This window comes from Pseudomonas sp. McL0111 (genome assembly GCF_052567255.1).
Genome location: NZ_CP199585.1, coordinates 2,615,579 through 2,634,654, shown reverse-complemented (window position 1 = coordinate 2,634,654; position 19,076 = coordinate 2,615,579). Strand labels below are relative to the sequence as shown.

The 19,076-nt window shown below is 59.4% G+C and carries 21 protein-coding genes; 15 read left to right on the top strand and 6 right to left on the bottom strand.

Annotated elements, in window-relative coordinates:
• Positions 1-32: 32 nt before the first annotated feature.
• Complete coding sequence (locus ACTWLJ_RS12060; RefSeq protein WP_401218943.1) at positions 33-617, bottom strand: YajG family lipoprotein; 585 nt, start codon at positions 615-617, stop codon at positions 33-35.
• A gap of 205 nt (positions 618-822) precedes the next feature.
• Between ACTWLJ_RS12060 and ACTWLJ_RS12055 the strand changes: the two genes are divergently transcribed.
• Both ACTWLJ_RS12055 and mqo read left to right on the top strand, forming a co-directional pair.
• Positions 823-1,056 (top strand): hypothetical protein, encoded by a 234-nt coding sequence (locus ACTWLJ_RS12055; protein ID WP_401218940.1) that lies wholly within the window; start codon positions 823-825, stop codon positions 1,054-1,056.
• 676 nt (positions 1,057-1,732) lie between these two features.
• Positions 1,733-3,241 (top strand): malate dehydrogenase (quinone), encoded by a 1,509-nt coding sequence (mqo, locus tag ACTWLJ_RS12050; RefSeq protein WP_401218939.1) that lies wholly within the window; start codon positions 1,733-1,735, stop codon positions 3,239-3,241.
• A 112-nt stretch (positions 3,242-3,353) separates the two neighbouring features.
• Here the strand turns inward: mqo and ACTWLJ_RS12045 are convergent, their stop codons facing one another.
• From ACTWLJ_RS12045 to ACTWLJ_RS12035, 3 genes are all read right to left on the bottom strand, one after another.
• Positions 3,354-3,641: a PA4642 family protein gene (locus ACTWLJ_RS12045; protein ID WP_445180966.1), complete on the bottom strand. Its 288-nt coding sequence runs from the start codon at positions 3,639-3,641 to the stop codon at positions 3,354-3,356.
• A gap of 63 nt (positions 3,642-3,704) precedes the next feature.
• The gene (locus ACTWLJ_RS12040) at positions 3,705-4,190 is read right to left on the bottom strand and encodes a hypothetical protein (protein WP_445180965.1); all 486 of its coding nucleotides are present in this window, start codon (positions 4,188-4,190) and stop codon (positions 3,705-3,707) included.
• Positions 4,191-4,367: 177 nt separating this feature from the next.
• Positions 4,368-4,925 carry a hypoxanthine-guanine phosphoribosyltransferase gene (locus ACTWLJ_RS12035; RefSeq protein ID WP_016987197.1) on the bottom strand — a complete coding sequence of 186 codons (558 nt, stop codon included), beginning with the start codon at positions 4,923-4,925 and terminating at the stop codon, positions 4,368-4,370.
• Between the two features lie 165 nt (positions 4,926-5,090).
• On the opposite strand from ACTWLJ_RS12035, the gene upp reads away from it, so the two are divergent.
• The gene (gene upp / locus ACTWLJ_RS12030; RefSeq protein WP_401218930.1) at positions 5,091-5,729 is read left to right on the top strand and encodes a uracil phosphoribosyltransferase; all 639 of its coding nucleotides are present in this window, start codon (positions 5,091-5,093) and stop codon (positions 5,727-5,729) included.
• Positions 5,730-5,731: 2 nt separating this feature from the next.
• Complete coding sequence (locus tag ACTWLJ_RS12025; protein WP_401218927.1) at positions 5,732-7,006, top strand: uracil-xanthine permease family protein; 1,275 nt, start codon at positions 5,732-5,734, stop codon at positions 7,004-7,006.
• A gap of 128 nt (positions 7,007-7,134) precedes the next feature.
• On the opposite strand, the gene hemH is transcribed toward ACTWLJ_RS12025, so the two are convergent.
• A complete protein-coding gene (gene hemH / locus ACTWLJ_RS12020) occupies positions 7,135-8,160 on the bottom strand; it encodes a ferrochelatase (protein WP_445180964.1) in 1,026 nt (341 codons plus the stop codon).
• 13 nt (positions 8,161-8,173) lie between these two features.
• Positions 8,174-9,076 (bottom strand): TIGR01777 family oxidoreductase, encoded by a 903-nt coding sequence (locus ACTWLJ_RS12015; RefSeq protein ID WP_445180963.1) that lies wholly within the window; start codon positions 9,074-9,076, stop codon positions 8,174-8,176.
• 197 nt (positions 9,077-9,273) lie between these two features.
• On the opposite strand from ACTWLJ_RS12015, the gene ACTWLJ_RS12010 reads away from it, so the two are divergent.
• The 11 genes from ACTWLJ_RS12010 to ACTWLJ_RS11960 all read left to right on the top strand — a co-directional run bounded on the left by ACTWLJ_RS12010 (position 9,274) and on the right by ACTWLJ_RS11960 (position 19,050).
• Positions 9,274-10,260 (top strand): NAD(P)/FAD-dependent oxidoreductase, encoded by a 987-nt coding sequence (locus ACTWLJ_RS12010; RefSeq protein ID WP_401218919.1) that lies wholly within the window; start codon positions 9,274-9,276, stop codon positions 10,258-10,260.
• Entirely contained in the window at positions 10,257-10,472 is a 216-nt protein-coding gene (locus ACTWLJ_RS12005; protein WP_445180962.1) for a TIGR02450 family Trp-rich protein, read from the top strand. The genes ACTWLJ_RS12010 and ACTWLJ_RS12005 overlap by 4 nt, the downstream gene beginning before the upstream one ends.
• Positions 10,473-10,691: 219 nt before the next feature.
• Positions 10,692-11,654 (top strand): YbgA family protein, encoded by a 963-nt coding sequence (locus ACTWLJ_RS12000; protein WP_445180961.1) that lies wholly within the window; start codon positions 10,692-10,694, stop codon positions 11,652-11,654.
• Complete coding sequence (locus tag ACTWLJ_RS11995; protein WP_445180960.1) at positions 11,654-12,595, top strand: MerR family transcriptional regulator; 942 nt, start codon at positions 11,654-11,656, stop codon at positions 12,593-12,595. The genes ACTWLJ_RS12000 and ACTWLJ_RS11995 overlap by 1 nt, the downstream gene beginning before the upstream one ends.
• Before the next feature lie 20 nt (positions 12,596-12,615).
• Positions 12,616-14,061, top strand: coding sequence for a deoxyribodipyrimidine photo-lyase (phrB, locus tag ACTWLJ_RS11990; RefSeq protein ID WP_445180959.1), 1,446 nt, complete (start codon positions 12,616-12,618; stop codon positions 14,059-14,061).
• Complete coding sequence (locus ACTWLJ_RS11985) at positions 14,054-14,476, top strand: nuclear transport factor 2 family protein (protein WP_401218905.1); 423 nt, start codon at positions 14,054-14,056, stop codon at positions 14,474-14,476. Before phrB ends, ACTWLJ_RS11985 begins: the two co-directional genes overlap by 8 nt.
• A complete protein-coding gene (locus tag ACTWLJ_RS11980) occupies positions 14,473-15,258 on the top strand; it encodes an SDR family NAD(P)-dependent oxidoreductase (protein ID WP_445180958.1) in 786 nt (261 codons plus the stop codon). The genes ACTWLJ_RS11985 and ACTWLJ_RS11980 overlap by 4 nt, the downstream gene beginning before the upstream one ends.
• Complete coding sequence (locus tag ACTWLJ_RS11975; RefSeq protein ID WP_445180957.1) at positions 15,255-16,502, top strand: NAD(P)/FAD-dependent oxidoreductase; 1,248 nt, start codon at positions 15,255-15,257, stop codon at positions 16,500-16,502. Before ACTWLJ_RS11980 ends, ACTWLJ_RS11975 begins: the two co-directional genes overlap by 4 nt.
• Positions 16,499-17,314: a DUF1365 domain-containing protein gene (locus tag ACTWLJ_RS11970; protein WP_445180956.1), complete on the top strand. Its 816-nt coding sequence runs from the start codon at positions 16,499-16,501 to the stop codon at positions 17,312-17,314. Before ACTWLJ_RS11975 ends, ACTWLJ_RS11970 begins: the two co-directional genes overlap by 4 nt.
• On the top strand, positions 17,301-18,566 hold the full coding sequence (locus ACTWLJ_RS11965; RefSeq protein ID WP_445180955.1) for a class I SAM-dependent methyltransferase: 1,266 nt from the start codon (positions 17,301-17,303) through the stop codon (positions 18,564-18,566). Before ACTWLJ_RS11970 ends, ACTWLJ_RS11965 begins: the two co-directional genes overlap by 14 nt.
• The gene (locus tag ACTWLJ_RS11960) at positions 18,559-19,050 is read left to right on the top strand and encodes a DUF2878 domain-containing protein (RefSeq protein WP_445180954.1); all 492 of its coding nucleotides are present in this window, start codon (positions 18,559-18,561) and stop codon (positions 19,048-19,050) included. The genes ACTWLJ_RS11965 and ACTWLJ_RS11960 overlap by 8 nt, the downstream gene beginning before the upstream one ends.
• The last annotated feature ends 26 nt before the right edge of the window (positions 19,051-19,076 follow it).

Here is a 19,076-nt window from a genome sequence, read left to right as displayed (position 1 = left end):
GTCCCGGGCTTTTTTACGTCAGGCGGAAAACCTTACTCGGCGAGGATCTGGCCGACAGTCGGGTCCTTGAACAGACGGGTCAGTGCGTCGCTCAGTACATCGCTGACCAGTTTGGTGTTGGTTTCCTGGTTCGGCGCCATACCAAAGCGCTGATCCAGCGAGGCGCCGTAACGGCCGCTGTAACGGCGGTTGCCGCTCTGCACGTCGGAGCGGAATGTCGCGCCGATGGTGGCTTCGGTCACGTACATGCCTTCTTTCGGCGACTGGTATTTCAGCTCAGTCAGGGTCACGGTCAACTGCGGCGCGTTGGCGGCGTTGTTGGTCGGAGTGAAACCCAGCAGACGCACGGCGGCTTCGGCCTGAGCCTGCAACTTCGGCAGGATCTGCTCTTTCTGCACGGTGATCGCGCTGGTCTCAGGGTACAGACCACCACGGGTGCCGAGGGTTGGCGACGGACGACCATCCGCTACGCGTACCACCACAGGCTGACCATGGCCGACCGGGGCCAGCTGAGTGGTCAGCTTCGGTTCCGGGCTCAGTTGTTGCGGGCTGTGGGCGCAGCCGACCAGCGTCAAACTGGTCACAGTGATCAAACCGAACAACAGGCGTTGCAACATGCTCTTCTCTCCAGAATCAGGCACAAACAGGCCGGCAGTATAGCGGTGGGCCACTGCGGGGAACCAGCGCCGCACAGTGAATACTGAAATGTCAGACAAAGCCGTCGCAACGCGGTTCCTGTCACACATTCTTCACTGCCCATACACCTTGATGTCACGGGGGGCTGACAATCTTCAAAACAGTCCCCCAAGCAAGGTACTCGCCATGCGTTATCTGATCTCTTTGTTCGCTCCGCGCCCTTTGCACCGCAGCTTTGCCTTGCTCGACCGCAACGGCCACTGCCAGGCTTTCAAGCAATGCAGCCTGCAGCCGATGGGTGATGGCTGGGTCGAAATCGAAGAAATTCGTCTCAAATGGTTGCACCAGCCACTGCCTGCCAGCGCCCGCGTGATCCAGCAACAGCCGCGCGCACGGGCCCATGCGATGTTGAGCATCTGACCGGATGTCTAATAAAAGTCATTAAACACGACCAACTCCCTGCATTTCTTCGATACAATCTCCCCCCGATTATAAGGACGTCTCCTGATCGGGCCCCGCAACACCGTCAATGTGCATGCATTGGCAACCAAATCGCCCACAGAGAGCCGCCCACACAGATCGAGTGAAGCTGGCGCGCTTGCTGTTCGTTGAGCAAATCCCCACTTTTCGCGAATCTGCAGAGCTGTCGTCATGCTCGGCCTTTGGCCAGCCTGCACAGCCCTTTTTGAGGTTCACGTCTTCAAAAGAGCGTGAAAAAAACGGGTTTTCACAACTTCACAAGAGTGTGGCGAGCAAATGAATAGTTTTGCGTCTGAACATGCACCATTAGCGTCTGAAACAGCCCAACGACACAGGACCGGGTACGTCTCGAATACCGGAGCCTGAAGCCTGTCCGCTACGGATTTGGTTGCACAAACGGATGTCTCGACCATAAGTCGAATTGCCAGCCGCGTGCTGAAATGAGTTCATGGAGCTCTTGAAGCCAGGCCGCATGCATCCGTCGAAGTTGCAAAAAATTGCGAAGATTCGGACATGGCGAACCTGACCATCGGTAGCTGGGGCACAACTGACCTGCCCCGGATCGCCTGGCAGCCATGCCGACAATTTGGTGCTGCAGATTTTGGAGACGCGTTAAATGGCGCATAACGAAGCAGTCGACGTAGTTCTGGTTGGGGCCGGCATCATGAGTGCCACCCTTGCAGTACTGCTCAAAGAGCTCGACCCGGCGATCAAGCTGGAAGTCGTCGAGTTGATGGATTCCGGTGCTGCGGAGAGTTCCAACCCGTGGAACAACGCCGGTACCGGCCACGCCGGCCTGTGCGAGCTGAATTACACGCCGCAAGCGGCCGACGGCAGCGTCGACATCAAGAAAGCCGTGCACATCAACACCCAGTTCGAAGTGTCCAAGCAGTTCTGGTCGTACCTGACCAAAAAAGGCACCTTCGGTTCGTGCAAATCCTTCATCAGTCCAGTGCCGCACCTGAGCTTCGTGCAGGGCGACAAAGGTGTGTCGTTCCTCAAGGATCGCTTCGATGTCCTGAGCAAGCATCACGCTTTCTCCGACATGGAATACACCGAAGACAAGGCCAAAATGGCCGACTGGATGCCACTGATGATGCCGGGGCGTCCGGCCGATGAAGTGCTCGCTGCCACTCGCGTGATGAACGGCACCGACGTCAACTTCGGCGCCCTGACCAATCAGTTGCTCAAGCACTTGACCAGCGCTCCGGATGCTCAGGTCAAATACTGCAAGCGCGTGACCGGCCTCAAGCGTAACGGCAGCGGCTGGACCGTCAGCATCAAGGACGTCAACAGCGGCAATACCCGTGAAGTCGATGCCAAATTCGTTTTCCTCGGTGCTGGCGGCGCGGCGCTGCCGTTGTTGCAGGCTTCGGGCATCGAAGAGAGCAAAGGCTTCGGCGGCTTCCCGATCAGCGGCCAGTGGCTGCGTTGCGACAACCCGGAAGTGGTCAAGCATCACCAGGCCAAGGTTTACAGCCAGGCTGCAGTAGGTTCGCCACCGATGTCGGTGCCGCACCTCGACACCCGCGTCGTCGACGGCAAGAAATCCCTGCTGTTCGGGCCATACGCCGGTTTCACCACCAAGTTCCTCAAGCACGGCTCCTTCATGGACCTGCCGATGTCGGTTCGCGCCGGCAACATCGGCCCGATGCTGGCAGTGGCGAAAAACAACATGGACCTGACCAAATATCTGGTCAGCGAAGTGATGCAATCGATGGAGCAGCGTCTGGAATCCCTGCGTCGCTTCTACCCCGAGGCGAAAGCCGAAGACTGGCGCCTGGAAGTGGCCGGCCAACGGGTACAGATCATCAAGAAAGACCCGAAAAAGGGCGGCATTCTGCAGTTCGGTACCGAACTGGTTGCTGCAAAAGACGGCTCTCTTGCTGCCCTGCTCGGTGCTTCGCCAGGTGCCTCGGTAACCGTTTCGATCATGCTGGAACTGATCGAGAAGTGCTTCCCGAGCCAGACCAAGGGTGAGTGGGCTGGCAAACTGGCAGAAATCTTCCCGGCCCGTGAAAAGGTTCTGGAAACCGATGCTGCGCTGTATCGCAAGATCAACACGCAGAACAACATCGCTCTGGAACTGGTTGAAGAAAGCAGCGAGACCCCAAGCTACGCTTGATCCCGCGCCATAAAAAACGCCCCGTACTCAGTGAGTGCGGGGCGTTTTTTTATGCCTGGGTGAAACCAATATTGCTGGCTCACCACAGGTTTTGTGTAAACCCAGGAAGGTATCAGGCGCGGGTCTTGTCGATCAGCGCGATGTACTCCGGCGCATTGCGCTGGTCGCGGATCTGATCAACGAAGGTCTGGCCCTGCTCGTCCTTGCCGTCGACGTCATAACCAGCTTCGACGAAGAACACCAGGAACCGCTCGAAATCGTCGATCCGCAGGCCACGGTAGGCCTTGATCAGTTTGTGCAGCGACGGCGAGGTGGCGTCGACCGGTTCAAAATCGAGGAACAGCTTGATCTGCTCATCGCCGATCTCGTCACCAATCAGTTGCTTCTTATCTTTACGCATTGCCGACTCCAGCTCGCAGACATTTCACGGGGCAGGCAGTTTACCCCTGCGCGGGCGCCGGGCTCAACGCGAGCGAGTGCTGCCGGTGTGTAAATCCGCCCAGATATGGCCGTTGGCATAGCTGAGGAATTGCACATACACCGTGTCGTTACGCAGCAAATCGATCACCACCCGGTACTGGGCCAGTGGGTAATAGAGGGTCAGGGTTTTGTTCTTTTCGTCGTAAACCGGTTTTTTCAGGCTTTTACTTTCGCCATCAAAGTTGACCAGCACCTGCGTGATCGACGCGCCCTTGTTCAGGGACTTGCCCTTGAGGCGGATCATCAACGATGAAGTGACCGGGATCGGCTGCTGATTGGACTGGCGTTGCGCACCGACCACCACCGAATAATCGGTGACCTGCAGCAGTTGTTGCTGTTCGGGTTCGGCGTCGCGCAGGGTCAGATCGTCAGGCGGCAGGAATTGGCTGTGCATCGGCGCCGGGGCGGCGGCCAGGGGCATGCTGAGGGTCAGCAACAAGGCTGCGCAGCTGCGGATCAAAAGGCTCATGACAGGCTCCGGAGGCGGGGCCGAGCACTCTAGCATGGGTATTGCGGGTTGATCAGAACACACAAAACAACTGTGGGAGCTAGCCTGCTAGCGATGACGAACTGTCAGCAACATTGATGTTGGCTGATACGACGCCATCGCTAGCAGGCTAGCTCCCACAGGGGTAATGCTGGTTTCTTACATGCCTTTAACGGCAAAGATCCCGTTGGCGTTACGCCAGTAGCCTTTGTAGTCCATGCCGTAACCGAAGATGTAACGGTCGATGCATGGCAGGCCAACGAAGTCGGCTTTCAGATCAGGACGCGCTTTGCGGTCGTGATCCTTGTCGATCAGCACGGCAGTGTGCACTTTGCGGGCGCCGGCGTGTTTGCAGAAGTCGATGATCGCGCCCAGGGTGTGACCTTCGTCGAGGATGTCGTCGATGATCAGCACGTCGCGGTCGATGAACGAAACTTCCGGCTTGGCTTTCCAGAACAAGTCGCCGCCGCTGGTTTCATTGCGATAGCGAGTGGCGTGCAGGTAAGACGCTTCCAGCGGGAACTGCAGATGCGTCAGCAGTTTGCCGGAGAAGATCAGCCCGCCGTTCATCACGCAGAACACCACCGGGTTGCTGTCAGCCAGTTGCTCGTTGATTTGCGCACCGACGCGGGCGATGGCCGCCTCGACTTCAGACTCGGTGTACAGGCAGTCAGCCTCTCGCATGATTTGACGGATATGCTCGAGATCAGCGGACATGGCGCTCTCCAGGGGTTAGCGGAATTGGAAAAGCGGGCAAAGGTACGCATCCCGCGAGGTCGAATCAAGCCTTTATGGACTAACGTACTGTATGTCCTATAGGACATCACCCTCGGATAGATTAATCTAGGCCGGTTTTTTTGCCCGCCGCCGGAGCCTTTCCCCATGTCCATCCTCGAGATCCGCCATCCGCTGATCCGCCATAAACTCGGCCTGATGCGCCGCGCAGATATCAGCACCAAGAATTTCCGCGAGCTCGCTCAGGAAGTCGGCGCCCTTCTGACTTATGAAGCTACAAAAGATTTACCGCTGGAAACCTACGATATCCAGGGTTGGTGCGGCACCGTGTCGGTCGAGAAAATCGCCGGCAAGAAGATCACCGTCGTGCCGATCCTGCGCGCCGGCATCGGCATGCTTGAAGGCGTGCTCAGTCTGATCCCGGGTGCCAAGGTCAGCGCCGTCGGTGTTGCCCGCAACGAAGAAACCCTGCAAGCGCACACCTATCTGGAAAAACTGGTTCCGGAAATCGACGAACGGTTGGCCATGATCATCGACCCGATGCTCGCCACCGGCAGTTCCATGGTTGCAACCATCGACCTGCTGAAAAAGGCTGGCTGCAAAGAAATCCGCGCGATGGTGCTGGTTGCCGCGCCGGAAGGCATCGCCGCTGTCGAGAAGGCTCACCCGGACGTGAAAATCTACACCGCGTCCATCGACGAACGTTTGAACGAACACGGCTACATCATCCCTGGGCTTGGCGACGCCGGTGACAAGATCTTCGGCACCAAGCAGAAGGACGCGTGACCATGCAGCAAGAGTTCAACGATCCGCTCTGGCGCACGGTGCTGTCTGGCGCACAGATGCTGTTCGTGGCTTTCGGCGCTCTGGTGCTGATGCCGCTGATCACGGGCCTGGACCCGAACGTGGCACTGTTTACCGCAGGTCTTGGGACGATTCTGTTCCAGATCGTCACCGGGCGTCAGGTGCCGGTGTTCCTTGCGTCGAGCTTCGCTTTCATCACCCCGATCATTCTCGCCAAGGGCCAGTTCGGCCTCGCGGCGACCATGGGCGGCGTGATGGCGGCCGGTTTTGTCTACACCTTCCTCGGCCTCGCCGTGAAGATCAAAGGCACTGGCTTCATCGACCGTTTGCTGCCACCGGTAGTGATTGGTCCGGTGATCATTTCCATCGGTCTGGCCATGGCGCCGATTGCCGCCAACATGGCGATGGGCAAGGCTGGTGACGGTTCGGAACTGATCCACTACCAGACCGCAATGATGATCTCGATGCCGGCACTGCTGACCACGTTGATCGTGGCGGTGTTCGGTAAAGGCATCTTCCGTCTGGTGCCGATCATTTCCGGTGTGCTGGTCGGTTTCGCCATGGCGTTCTATTTCGGTGTCGTCGATACCGCCAAGATCGCTGCGGCGCCGTGGTTCGCGATTCCGCACTTCACTGCGCCGGAATTCAACTGGCAGGCGATCCTGTTCATCGTTCCGGTGGCACTGGCTCCGGCCATCGAGCACATCGGCGGCGTGATTGCCGTGGGCAGCGTGACCGGTCGTGACTATCTGAAGAAGCCGGGCCTGCATCGCACCCTGCTCGGTGACGGCATTGCCACCACCGCTGCCGGCATGTTCGGCGGCCCGCCAAATACCACCTACGCCGAAGTGACTGGCGCAGTGATGCTGACCAAGAACTACAACCCGAAAATCATGACCTGGGCGGCGGTGTTCGCCATCACCCTGGCGTTTATCGGCAAGTTCGGCGCGCTGCTGCAAAGCATTCCGGTACCGGTGATGGGCGGGATTCTCTGCCTGCTGTTCGGTTCGATTGCGGCGGTGGGGATGAACACCCTGATCCGTCACAAGATCGACCTCGGCGAGGCACGCAATCTGGTGATCGTTTCGGTGACGTTGGTGTTCGGGATTGGCGGTGTGCTGGTCGGTACCGGCACGGGTCCGGACGACTTTGGCCTGAAAGGCATCGCGCTGTGCGCGGTGGTGGCTATTGCGCTGAACCTGATTCTGCCGGGCAACGATGGCTGGAAGAACAAGAAAGCGGATGACCCGCTGCTCTAACGCCTTTAGATTTACAGTTCCAGAAAGATAGCTATCGCCAGCAGGCTGGCTCCCACAGTGGTTTTTCAGTGGACACAACATTTGTGTTCAACTCGAAACCTGTGGGAGCCAGCCTGCTGGCGATGCTTTTAGAGGGCCAGCGGTGCTCGTTCGCAGAGAGTGGCCAACGCCTTCGCCCATTGCACGTCGTCATTCAGGCACGGCACCAGCACCAACTCCTCGCCCCCAGCTTCGCGGAACTGTTCCTTGCCGCGATCACCAATCTCTTCCAGCGTCTCGATGCAATCGGCGACAAACGCCGGACACATCACCAGAATCTTCTTCACACCGCTTTTCGCCAGCTCATCCAGCCGAGCTTCGGTGTAGGGCTCGATCCACTTAGCCCGCCCTAGCCGCGACTGAAACGACACCGACCACTTGCCGTCCGGCAAGCCCATACGCTGAGCAAACAGCGCGGCCGTGCGCAGACATTGGGCGCGGTAACAGGTGGCCAATACCGCTGGCGATGCATTCTTGCAGCAATCCTCATTCTTGAAGCAATGCTGCCCCGTCGGATCAAGCTTGGTCAGATGCCGCTCCGGCAAACCATGAAAACTCAGCAACAGATGATCGTAATCCTGCTGCAAATGCGGCTTGGCGCTTTCAACCAGCGCATCGAGGTATTCCGGCTGATCGTAGAACGGTTGCAGGATCGACAACTGCACATCGAGATTCTTGCTGCGAATGACCCGCTTCGCCTCTTCGATCACCGTGGTGGTGGTGCTGTCGGCGAACTGTGGATACAACGGCGCCAGCGTGATGCGCTTGTGCCCCGCCGCTGCCAGTTGCAGCAGCTTCGTTTCAATCGACGGCTCGCCATAACGCATCGCCAGTTCGACCGGGCCATGGGTCCATTGCGCGGTCACCTGCTGTTGCAGACGACGACTGAGCACCACCAGCGGCGAACCCTCGTCCCACCAGATCGAGGCATAGGCATGCGCCGATTGTTCCGGGCGCTTGATCAGGATCAGCGACACCAGCAGACGCCGCACCGGCCATGGCAGGTCGATCACGTACGGGTCCATCAGAAATTGATTGAGGTAGCTGCGTACATCGGCCACCGAGGTGGAGGCCGGGGAACCCAGGTTGACCAGAAGCAAGGCGTGATCGGTCATGCATCGTCCTATTTCAAAGGCGGCCGGAGAGATCGTCCAGGGCCGCGCGCAAATCTGTGAACTGGAAAGTGAAGCCCGCTTCCAGCAAGCGTGCCGGCATGGCCCGTTGGCCGCCCAGCAACAACAATGACAACTCGCCGAGCCCGACCTTCAAGGCAAGCGCCGGCATCGGCATGAACGCCGGGCGGTGCAACACGCTGCCCAGCGTCTTGGCAAATTCGCGATTACGCACCGGTTTGGGCGCGCAGGCATTATAAGGACCGCTCGCCAGATTGCGGTGCAGAAGAAAATCAATCAGGGCGATTTGGTCGTTGATGTGAATCCACGGCATCCACTGCCGACCATTGCCCAAAGGCCCGCCCAACCCCAGTTTAAACGGCAGCAACAGCCGCGACAAAAAGCCGCCCTCGGCGGACAACACCAGACCGGTTCGCACCAGCACCACGCGAATACCCTGTGCTTCGGCGCGCATCGCAGTTTCTTCCCAGGCGATGCACAGCTGACTGGCGAAATCATCGATCCCCGGTGGCGACTCTTCGGTCAGCTCACGCTCGCCGCCATCGCCATACCAACCGATCGCCGAACCGGAAATCAGCAGCGACGGTTTCTGCTGACGGCTTTCCAGCCAGGTCAGCAATTGCTCGGTGAGGTTGATGCGGCTGCTCCACAACAACGCCTTGCGCCGATGCGTCCACGGCCGGTCGGCAATCGGTGCACCGGCAAGGTTGATGATGGTGTCCAGCGGCTCTTCGCCCAACTCTTCCAGACGGGCGATGGCACGCACTTGCGCGCCGCAGATTTTCGCGACTTTTTCCGGACGACGACTCCACACCGTCAGGCGATGCCCCTGGCTCAACCAATGTCGACAGAGCTGTTGCCCGATCAAACCAGTACCGCCGGTCAGCAATATGTGCATGACATCTTCCTCGCGTGGCGTTTAACCCGGATCACTAGTCTATTTTTATAAGCAGGGATCTTTTCTATCGAGCAGGCTCTATTGTTTAACCATAGGCCAAGCTGTCAGAACGAGAACGCTAGAAGTTATACCAAAAAACAAAATTGTACAGGTTTCAACGACGGCGTAGTCTGTACAGAAAGGTAAACGAGGCCCCTATGACTGTACCTATCGCAATCATCGGCACCGGCATCGCCGGACTCTCGGCAGCCCAGGCTCTGACAGAGACCGGGCATACCGTCCAACTGTTCGATAAAAGTCGCGGCAGCGGCGGACGCATGTCGAGCAAACGCAGCGACGCCGGTTCGCTGGATCTGGGCGCGCAGTACTTCACTGCCCGCGACCGGCGCTTTGTCACTGAGGTCCAGCGCTGGCAAACCAACGGCTGGGTCGCCGAGTGGACGCCACAGCTCTACACCTATCAGGCCGGCCAACTCAATCTGTCGCCGGACGAGCAGACCCGTTGGGTCGGCACGCCGCGCATGAGCGCCATCACCCGGGGTTTGCTCGAAGGCCTGGAAGTGCATTTCGCCTGCCGCATCACCGAGGTCTTTCGCGGTGAAGAGCACTGGCATCTGCAAGACGCCGAAGGCTTCACCCATGGTCCTTTCAGCCACGTGGTGATCGCCACACCAGCGCCGCAAGCCACAGCGTTGCTGGCGGCCGCACCGAAACTCGCGGGCGCCGCAGCCGGGGTGAAAATGGACCCGACCTGGGCCGTCGCTCTGGCTTTCGAAACGCCGCTGGACACGCCCATCGAAGGTTGCTTCGTGCAGGACAGCCCCCTCGACTGGCTGGCCCGCAACCGCAGCAAACCCGGGCGCGATCACACCCTCGACACGTGGGTGCTGCACGCCACCAGTGCCTGGAGCCGGCAACACATCGACCTGTCCAAGGAGGAAGTGATCGAGCAATTGCACGGCGCTTTCGCCGAATTGCTACACAGCGCCATGCCCGCCCCGACCTTCAGCCTCGCCCACCGCTGGCTCTACGCCCGCCCGGCCACCGGCCACGAATGGGGCTGCCTGGCCGATGCTGATCTGGGCTTGTACGCCTGCGGCGACTGGTGCCTGTCCGGACGTGTCGAAGGTGCGTGGCTCAGTGGTCAGGACGCCGCCCGACGCCTGCACGAACACCTGCAATGAACCGCATCAACCCGCGTAAATTGCTGCTGTCGAAATGGACAGCAGCCCACCCGCAAAACCGCGAGAAGCATTTTCTGGTGACCGAATTGTTCGAGGATGAGGACGGTACGGTGCTGGAGGTTGAGTTGCAGGCGGTGTTGACCAAACGTTGTGAACGACTCGACTGGCAGAGCCTCAAAAACAGCGATCAGTGGTTATCAGGCTGGAAATAGAAATCCCTGTGGGAGCCAGCCTGCTGGCGATTGCATTCGTACCGCCAACATCGATGGCGCTGACACGCCGTCATCGCCAGCAGGCTGGCTCCCACAGGGGGCAGTAGTCATCGCACGAAAACCTATACAAACCATTTGACTTGTACACCTTTGAATCTATGCTGAGGGAATGTTGTACAGAGATATCTTTCTGTACAGGTTTAGATTCGAGGTGCCTCCATGTCAGACCAATCCGCGTCCCCGCCAAAAATCGCCATCAGCGCCTGCCTGATGGGCGCCGAGGTGCGCTACAACGGTGGACACAAGGAATCACGCCTGTGCAGCCGCACACTTTCTGAACATTTCGAATTTGTCCCGGTATGCCCGGAAGTGGCAATCGGCCTGGGTATTCCCCGTGAGCCGATCCGTCTGGTCGGCAATCCCGACAGCCCCGAAGCCATCGGCACCGTCCACCCCGAGATCAACGTCACCCAGCCGTTAGCCGATTACGGCCAGAAAATGGCTGCCGAACTCGATGACATCTGCGGCTACATCTTCATGCAGCAATCGCCGTCGTGCGGGCTGGAGCGGGTCAAGGTCTATCACGCCAACGGTGCCCCGGTGAACGGCGGCGGTCGGGGGATTTATGCTCAGGCGTTCTGCGCCCGTCACCCGGACTTGCCGGTAGAAGAAGCCGGACGCCTCAACGACCCGGTGCTGCGGGAAAACTTCATCACCCGCGTGTTCGCCTACAGCGCCTGGAAAAAGGTCTTGGAACAAGGCCTGAGCCGCCGCGCGCTGACCGAATTCCACTCCCGCTACAAATATCTACTGATGGCCCACAACCCGGTGCAATACAAAACCCTGGGCAATCTGCTCGGCAACATGGGCCAGACCGACCCGGCCGAACTCGGCCCGCGCTACTTCAGCGAGCTGATGGCTGCATTGAAAAAATGCGCGACACGCCGCACCCACAGCAACGTTCTGCAACACATCAGCGGTTACCTGAAACAGGCGATCACTGCCGAAGACAAACAGGAAGTGCTGCACGTCATCGGCCAGTACCGCCACGGCATCGTGCCGCTGGTGGTGCCGCTGACGCTGCTCAAACATCACTTCCGCCTACACCCGGACCCGTACATTGCGCAGCAGGTTTACCTGCAACCGCATCCGGAAAACCTCAGCTTGCGAAATGCCATTTGATGAACGAAGAACTCGACACCAGCGCCAGCGAAGACCTCGGCGCCGACTTCAAGAAAGCCCTCGACGAAGGCTGGCTGCCGATCCGCGAAGTCGCCCGGCAGACCGGCGTCAACGCGATCACCTTGCGCGCCTGGGAGCGTCGTTATGGGCTGGTAGTGCCGCAACGCACGCCCAAAGGCCATCGGCTGTACTCGACCGAACATGTGCAGCGGATTCTCGCGATCCTCACCTGGATCAACCGTGGCGTCGCGGTCAGTCAGGTCAAGCCGTTGCTCGACACGCCGCAGGCGTTCACCGAGTCGGTGGAAAACGACTGGCAACTGTTGCGTCAGACCTTGCTGCAAGCCGTTACCCAACTCAATGAACGCAGCCTCGACGACAGCATCAATCAGGCCATGTCGCTGTATCCGCCACGCACCTTGTGCGAGCAATTGCTGATGCCGCTACTGGCTGAACTGGAGCAGCGCTGGCAGGGCCAGTTCGGCGCGCAGATGGAGCGGGTGTTTTTTTATTCGTGGTTGCGCAGCAAATTCGGTGCACGCATCTACCATAACAATCGTCAGTTGCGCGCCGCGCCGCTGCTGTTGATCAATCATTCCGACCTGCCACTGGAGCCGCACCTGTGGCTTTGCGCATGGCTGATCAGCAGTGCCGATTGCCCGGTGCAAGTGTTCGACTGGCCGCTACCCGCCGGAGAGCTGGCGCTGGCGGTCGATCACCTGCAAGCCCGTGGCGTACTGCTGTATTCCAGCAAAGCCATGAACCTTGCGCAGTTGCCAAAACTGTTGAGTGGCGTGAACTGCACAAAACTGATTGTCGGACCAACGGTATGCATCCACCACGCCGAGTTGTCCGTAAGAACTTCCGAGATCGCTGATTTGCACCTGGCCGAAGATCCTTTGTCGGCACATCAGGCGCTCATTCAGCGTGGGCTGATTTGATGACAAATGCGGACACCACCATGCAATTGATCTGGCTGCGCAGCGACTTGCGCCTACATGACAACACCGCCCTCACGGCTGCCGCTGAACGTGGCCCGACCGTGGCGGTGTACCTGTTGAGCCCGCAGCAATGGCAGGAACATGATGACGCCCCGTGCAAAATCGACTTCTGGCTGCGCAACCTCGATGAGTTGAGCAAAAGCCTCGGCAAGCTGAATATTCCGCTGTTGATCCGCAGCGCCACGCACTGGGATCAGGCGCCGCAGGTGCTGCGCAAACTCTGCCATGAACTGAAGATTGAGGCTGTTCATGTCAACGAAGAATACGGCGTGCATGAAAGCCGTCGTGATGCAGCGGTGGCCGAAATGCTGCACGCCGATGGCATCGGTTTCTACAGTTATCTGGATCAGTTGCTGTTCAAGCCCGGCAGTGTATTGACCAAGACCGGCACCTACTTTCAGGTATTCAGTCAGTTCCGCAAAGTCTGCTACGAGCGCCTGCATCGCTCACTGCCCGCGCTGGTCAACGCACCTTCCAGACAAGCCGCCACCGGCATCGAAAGCGATCCTGTGCCAGCAGCGGTCAAGGGCTTTGCGATCCCGAGCGAATCGCTGCGCGTCCTGTGGCCCGCCGGTGAGAAAGAAGCCCGGCGCCGTCTCGACACCTTCGCCGACGCGCAGATCGATTACTACAAGAGCGAGCGCGACTTCCCGGCCAAACCCGGCACCAGCCAACTCTCCGCATACCTCGCCTCCGGGGTGATCTCGCCGCGCCAATGCCTGCACGCTGCCCTGCAAAGCAATCAGGGTGAGTTCGAAAGCGGCAAGGTCGGCGCAGTTACCTGGATCAACGAAATACTGTGGCGCGAGTTCTACAAACACATTCTGGTCGGCTACCCACGGGTCTCGCGTAATCGCGCTTTCCGTCCGGAAACCGAAGCCTTGGCCTGGCGCGATGCTCCGGATGAACTGGCCGCGTGGCAAGAGGCGCGCACCGGTTTACCGATTATCGATGCGGCCATGCGTCAACTGCTCGAAACCGGCTGGATGCACAACCGTCTGCGGATGGTGGTGGCGATGTTCCTGACCAAGAACCTATTGATTGACTGGCGAGAAGGCGAGCGTTTCTTCATGCGCCATCTGATCGACGGCGATCTGGCGGCAAACAACGGCGGCTGGCAGTGGAGCGCATCCACCGGCACCGATTCGGCCCCGTACTTCCGCATTTTCAACCCGATCAGTCAGTCGGAAAAGTTCGACAGCGAAGGTTTGTTCATCAAGCACTGGCTGCCTGAGCTCGCCGGTTTGAACAAAAAAGAAGTGCACAACCCGGCCAGTGCCGGCGGGCTGTTCGGCGTCGCCGACTATCCGCCGCCAATCGTCAACCTGAGTGCTTCACGGGAGCGCGCCTTGAGCGCCTTCAAGAACCTGCCTTCGCGTGCGTCTATCGGAGGTGCAGATGAGTGAATTCCTGCGCAGCTTCGCCCGACGTTTTTCCGAGTTGAACAAAAACAACCTGGATCGTTTGGGCACGCTCTACAGCGAGGACATTCACTTCACTGACCCGCTGCACGAAGTGCAGGGGCTCAAGCATCTGCACAGCTACATGCGCGAGTTGTACGCCAACGTCAGCGAACTGCGGTTTGATTTTCACGGTTACGACCAGATCAGCGATGGCGAAGGTTACTTGCGTTGGGTCATGACTTACCGCCATCCGCGCCTGGCGGGTGGCCAATGGATTCGGGTCAGCGGCTGTTCGCATCTGCTTTGGCGCGACAAGGTTTATCGCCACCGGGACTACTTCGATGCCGGGGCGCTGCTGTATGAACATTTACCCGTATTGGGTCGGGTGATTGCCTGGCTGAAAAGGAGAATGGGATGAGTCGTACAACTCCACGGCGTTATTGGTTGACCGGTGCCAGCAGTGGCATCGGCGCAGCCCTGGCCGAAGAGATTCTGAAAACCGGCGCGCATCTGGCGGTCAGTTCACGTCAGGTCGCGCCATTGAAAGTGTTGTCGCAACGCTATCCGGGGCAAGTGCTGGTGGTCGCGGGGGATTTGACCAACAGCCAGACGGTGCGCGAAATCGGCGAGCAGATCACTGCAGACTGGGGCTCGCTGGACACTGTGATCCTCAACGCCGGTACCTGTGAATATGTCGATGCGCGGCAATTCGATTCGTCGATCATCGAACACGTGGTGCGCACCAATCTGCTTGCCAGCAGCTACTGCATCGAAGCCGCCCTGCCACTGCTGCGGGCGGGCACCGCGCCGCATCTGGTCGGCGTCGCCAGCTCGGTGACCTACCTGCCGCTGCCCCGCGCCGAAGCCTATGGCGCCTCGAAGGCCGGCATGCGTTATCTGCTTGAGTCCTTGCGTATCGATCTGGCACCGGAAGGCATTGAAGTGACGGTGGTGAGCCCCGGATTCGTCGAAACGCCATTGACCGCCAAGAATGATTTCCCGATGCCTCTGAGCTGGCCGGCGGACAAAGCCGCCCGGCACATTTTTGCAAAACTGCGCGAGCGCCCGCTGGAGATCGCTTTCCCGGCGTTGTTCATGGCCGCGTTGTGGCCGCTGTCCAAGTTGCCGGCGCGACTGCAACTGGCGATTGGCAAACGCATGGTGCGTGCGCAGCCGCCACTCATGGACGATGCAACGTGAACATCGCCATCGTCGGCAGCGGGATCGCAGGGCTGACCTGCGCCTACCTGCTCAATCGCCGCCATGATGTCACCGTGTTCGAGGCCGGCGATTGGGTCGGCGGACACACCCACACCGTGCAAGTCACGGTGGACGGTCAGGCCTATGCCATCGACACCGGATTCATCGTGTTCAACGACTGGACCTATCCGAACTTCATTCGCTTGCTCGGTCAGCTCGGCGTGGCCTTCAAACCAACCGAGATGAGCTTCTCGGTGAATGATCCGGACACCGGCCTGGAATACAACGGCAACAACCTCAACAGCCTGTTCGCCCAGCGCAGCAACCTGTTTTCGCCAGGGTTCTGGGGCATGTTGCGCGACATCCTGCGCTTCAATAAGGAAGCGCTGCGCGACCTCGACGAGCAACGAATCGCCACCGACACCACGCTGGATGATTACCTCAAAGCCAACGGTTACGGCGAGCGCTTCATCCTGCATTACATCGTGCCAATGGGCGCGGCGATCTGGTCGATGCCGATGGCCGAGATGCTCAATTTTCCGTTGCAGTTCTTTGTGCGGTTTTTCAAGAACCACGGCTTGTTGTCGGTGAATAACCGCCCGAAATGGCGGGTGATCGAGGGCGGTTCCAGCGCCTACGTCGCGCCGTTGACCGCATCATTCCAGGACAGGATTCGCCTGAACTGCCCGGTAACCCGGGTTGATCGCGATGAGCACGGCGTAGTTATCCACAGCCCGAAAGGCATCGAACGTTTCGACAAAGTGATCTTTGCCTGCCACAGCGATCAGGCATTAAACCTGCTGGCCAGTCCAAGCAGCGCCGAACGCTCGGTGCTGGGCGCCCTGCCCTACGCCGATAACGAAGTGGTGTTGCACACCGACACCCGCCTGCTGCCGTCGCGCAAACTGGCCTGGGCCAGTTGGAATTATCGCCTCGGCGGCGCCGGCCATACGCAAGCTGCCGTCACTTACGACATGAACATTCTGCAAGGCATTCAGAGCGACACCACGTTCTGCGTCAGCCTCAACCAGAGCGCCGGCATCAGTCCGTTCAAGGTGCTCGCCAAATACACCTACGCCCATCCGCAATACAGCCTCGCGGCGGTCGCGGCGCAAAATCGCTGGGCAGAAATCGATGGCCAGCAGCACACCCATTACTGCGGCGCCTACTGGGCCAGCGGCTTCCATGAAGACGGCGTGGTCAGTGCCTTGCGCGTGGCCGCCGCGTTCGGGGAAACCCTATGAACAGCGCCCTTTACAGCGGCTGGATCGGTCATCGGCGCTTCGCCCCCAAACGCCATGAATTCCGTTACCGGATCGGTCTGCTGTACCTCGACCTCGACGAGCAGGACAGTGTGTTCGGCCTGTCGCCGCTGGCCAGTCGCAGTCGTTTTGCACCGTTTTCTTTTCGTGAGACTGACTATCTAAAAGACTTCACCGGCCATGGCATGCGCCTGATCGATGCGGTGCGCCAGCAAGTCGAAGCCGCCATCGGTCACGCGCCACAAGGCTCGATCTGCCTGTTGACCCAGCCGCGCAGTTGGGGGCTGGCGTTCAACCCGGTGAGTTTCTTTTATTGCCACGAGGCCGATGGGCAACTGGCGGCGATTCTCTGTGAAGTCACCAACACGCCGTGGCGCGAGCGTTTTCACTACGTGCTGCCGGCGCGGACACCGGTCGATCTGCAGGATGTTCATCAGCACTTCGCCGTGGCCAAGGCGTTTCATGTTTCACCGTTTCTGCCGCGAGATCTCGAATACCGCATGAGCTTCAGCCCCGCCGCGCAAAACCTCGGCGTACACATGGCCGACTGGCAGGGCGAACACAAACTGTTCGACGCCACGCTCAACCTGCAACGCGAGGCGCTTGATCGGCAAAGTCTGCACCGTTACCTGCGGCGCTTTCCGTGGATGACCGCAAAAACCTGTCTGGCGATTTATTGGCAAGCCGTGCGACTGCTGCTCAAACGTGCACCGATCTTCGCTCATCAGTCTGCCAATGGCAGCTTGCAAACCGCCACTGCGACTCCCAAGGAGCACCGCCATGAAATCCTCTAGCCTGACGGCCAGCCTGTTCAGCACCAACGGTTTGACCGGATCGCTGCTGCGCCGTGGCGTGCTGCGCCTGCTGGGTCAACTCAAACACGGACAACTGCTGGTGGTCGAGGATGGCGAACGCATGTTGTTCGGCACTCCCGGCAGCACGTTGCACGGTGAGATTCATGTGCAGGACCCTGCCGCCTGGGGAATGATCGCCGGCAATGGTTCGATTGGTGCTGGCGAAGCCTTTATTCACGGCTACTGGAGTTCGCCGGACCTGACCACCGTGGTGCGCGTGTTTGTCGCCAACCTCGACGTACTCGATGCCATGGAAGGTGGCATGGCGCGCCTCGGCCGGCCGCTGGTGCAAGGCCTGCACTGGCTCAATCGCAATACGCGCAAAGGCTCGCAGAAGAACATCGCCGCGCATTACGACCTCGGCAACGACCTGTTCGAACAGTTTCTCGACCCGACCATGATGTATTCGGCGGCGCAGTTCCTCACCCCCGAAGACAGCCTGGAACAGGCGCAACTGAACAAACTGGAGCGGATCTGCCAGAAGCTCGCGCTCAAGCCCGAAGATCACTTGCTGGAAATCGGTACCGGGTGGGGCAGCATGGCGCTTTACGCGGCGCAGAATTACGGTTGCCATGTAACCACCACCACATTGTCGAAAGAGCAGTACGCATTCACCGCCAAGCGCATCGAACAACTCGGCTTGCAGGATCAGGTGACCTTGCTGCTCCAGGACTACCGCGACCTCACCGGCCAGTACGACAAACTGGTGTCGATCGAGATGATCGAAGCTGTCGGCCACCGCTTTCTGCCGACCTATTTCAAACAATGCGCGCACCTGCTCAAGAGCAATGGCTTGATGCTGTTGCAGGCGATCACCATCCGCGAACAACGTTACGAGCAAGCCAAGCGTGGCGTCGACTTCATCCAGCGTTACATCTTCCCCGGCGGCGCCCTGCCCTGCGTACAGAAGATGCTCGAAGTGGTCAGCCGCGACACCGACATGAACCTGCTGCACATGGAAGATTTTGGCTTGCACTACGCCAAGACCCTGCGCTTGTGGCATGAGAATTTTCGCCGCGCCCACGGTCGCTTGAGTGAATTGGGTTACGACGATTACTTCCTGCGGCTGTGGGAGTTTTACCTGTGCTACTGCGAGGGCGGCTTCCTCGAACGCACTATTGGCACCGCGCAATTGCTGCTGGCCAAACCCGGGGCGATGCCGGCGCCATTGCTCGGCCGCTTCGATGCTTGAGCGACTGGCCAACGCGCTGTTGTTCCAGATCGGCTGGCTGGCCTGTGTGCTCGGCGGCAACAGTTTGTGGTTGCTGCTGGCGCTGGCAGTGCTGGTGATTCATCTGAGCTGGATCAGCAGTTGGGCGGCGGAAGGCCGGTTAATTCTCAGCGTGGTGATTGTCGGCACGGCGGTCGACAGCGCATTGCGCGCGCTGGGCGTATTCGCGTTTGAAGATCTGTCGCCGTTGATTCCGCTGTGGCTGATGTTGCTCTGGGCACTCCTTGCGACCACTCTGCGCCATTGTCTGCAATGGAGTGCCCGGCCTTGGTGGCTGGCCAGTGCGCTCGGTGCGGTCGGCGGCGCGATGTCTTACTACGGCGGCGGACGGCTGGCCGGCGTGCAATTTCCCTACGGCGAAATCCCGACCCTGATCGGCATCGGCCTGCTCTGGGCGCTGCTGTTTCCACTGCTGCACGGCATGGCTCGACGCTTGGCCCACTGAGCGTCCGTCAGACCTTTCACACACCT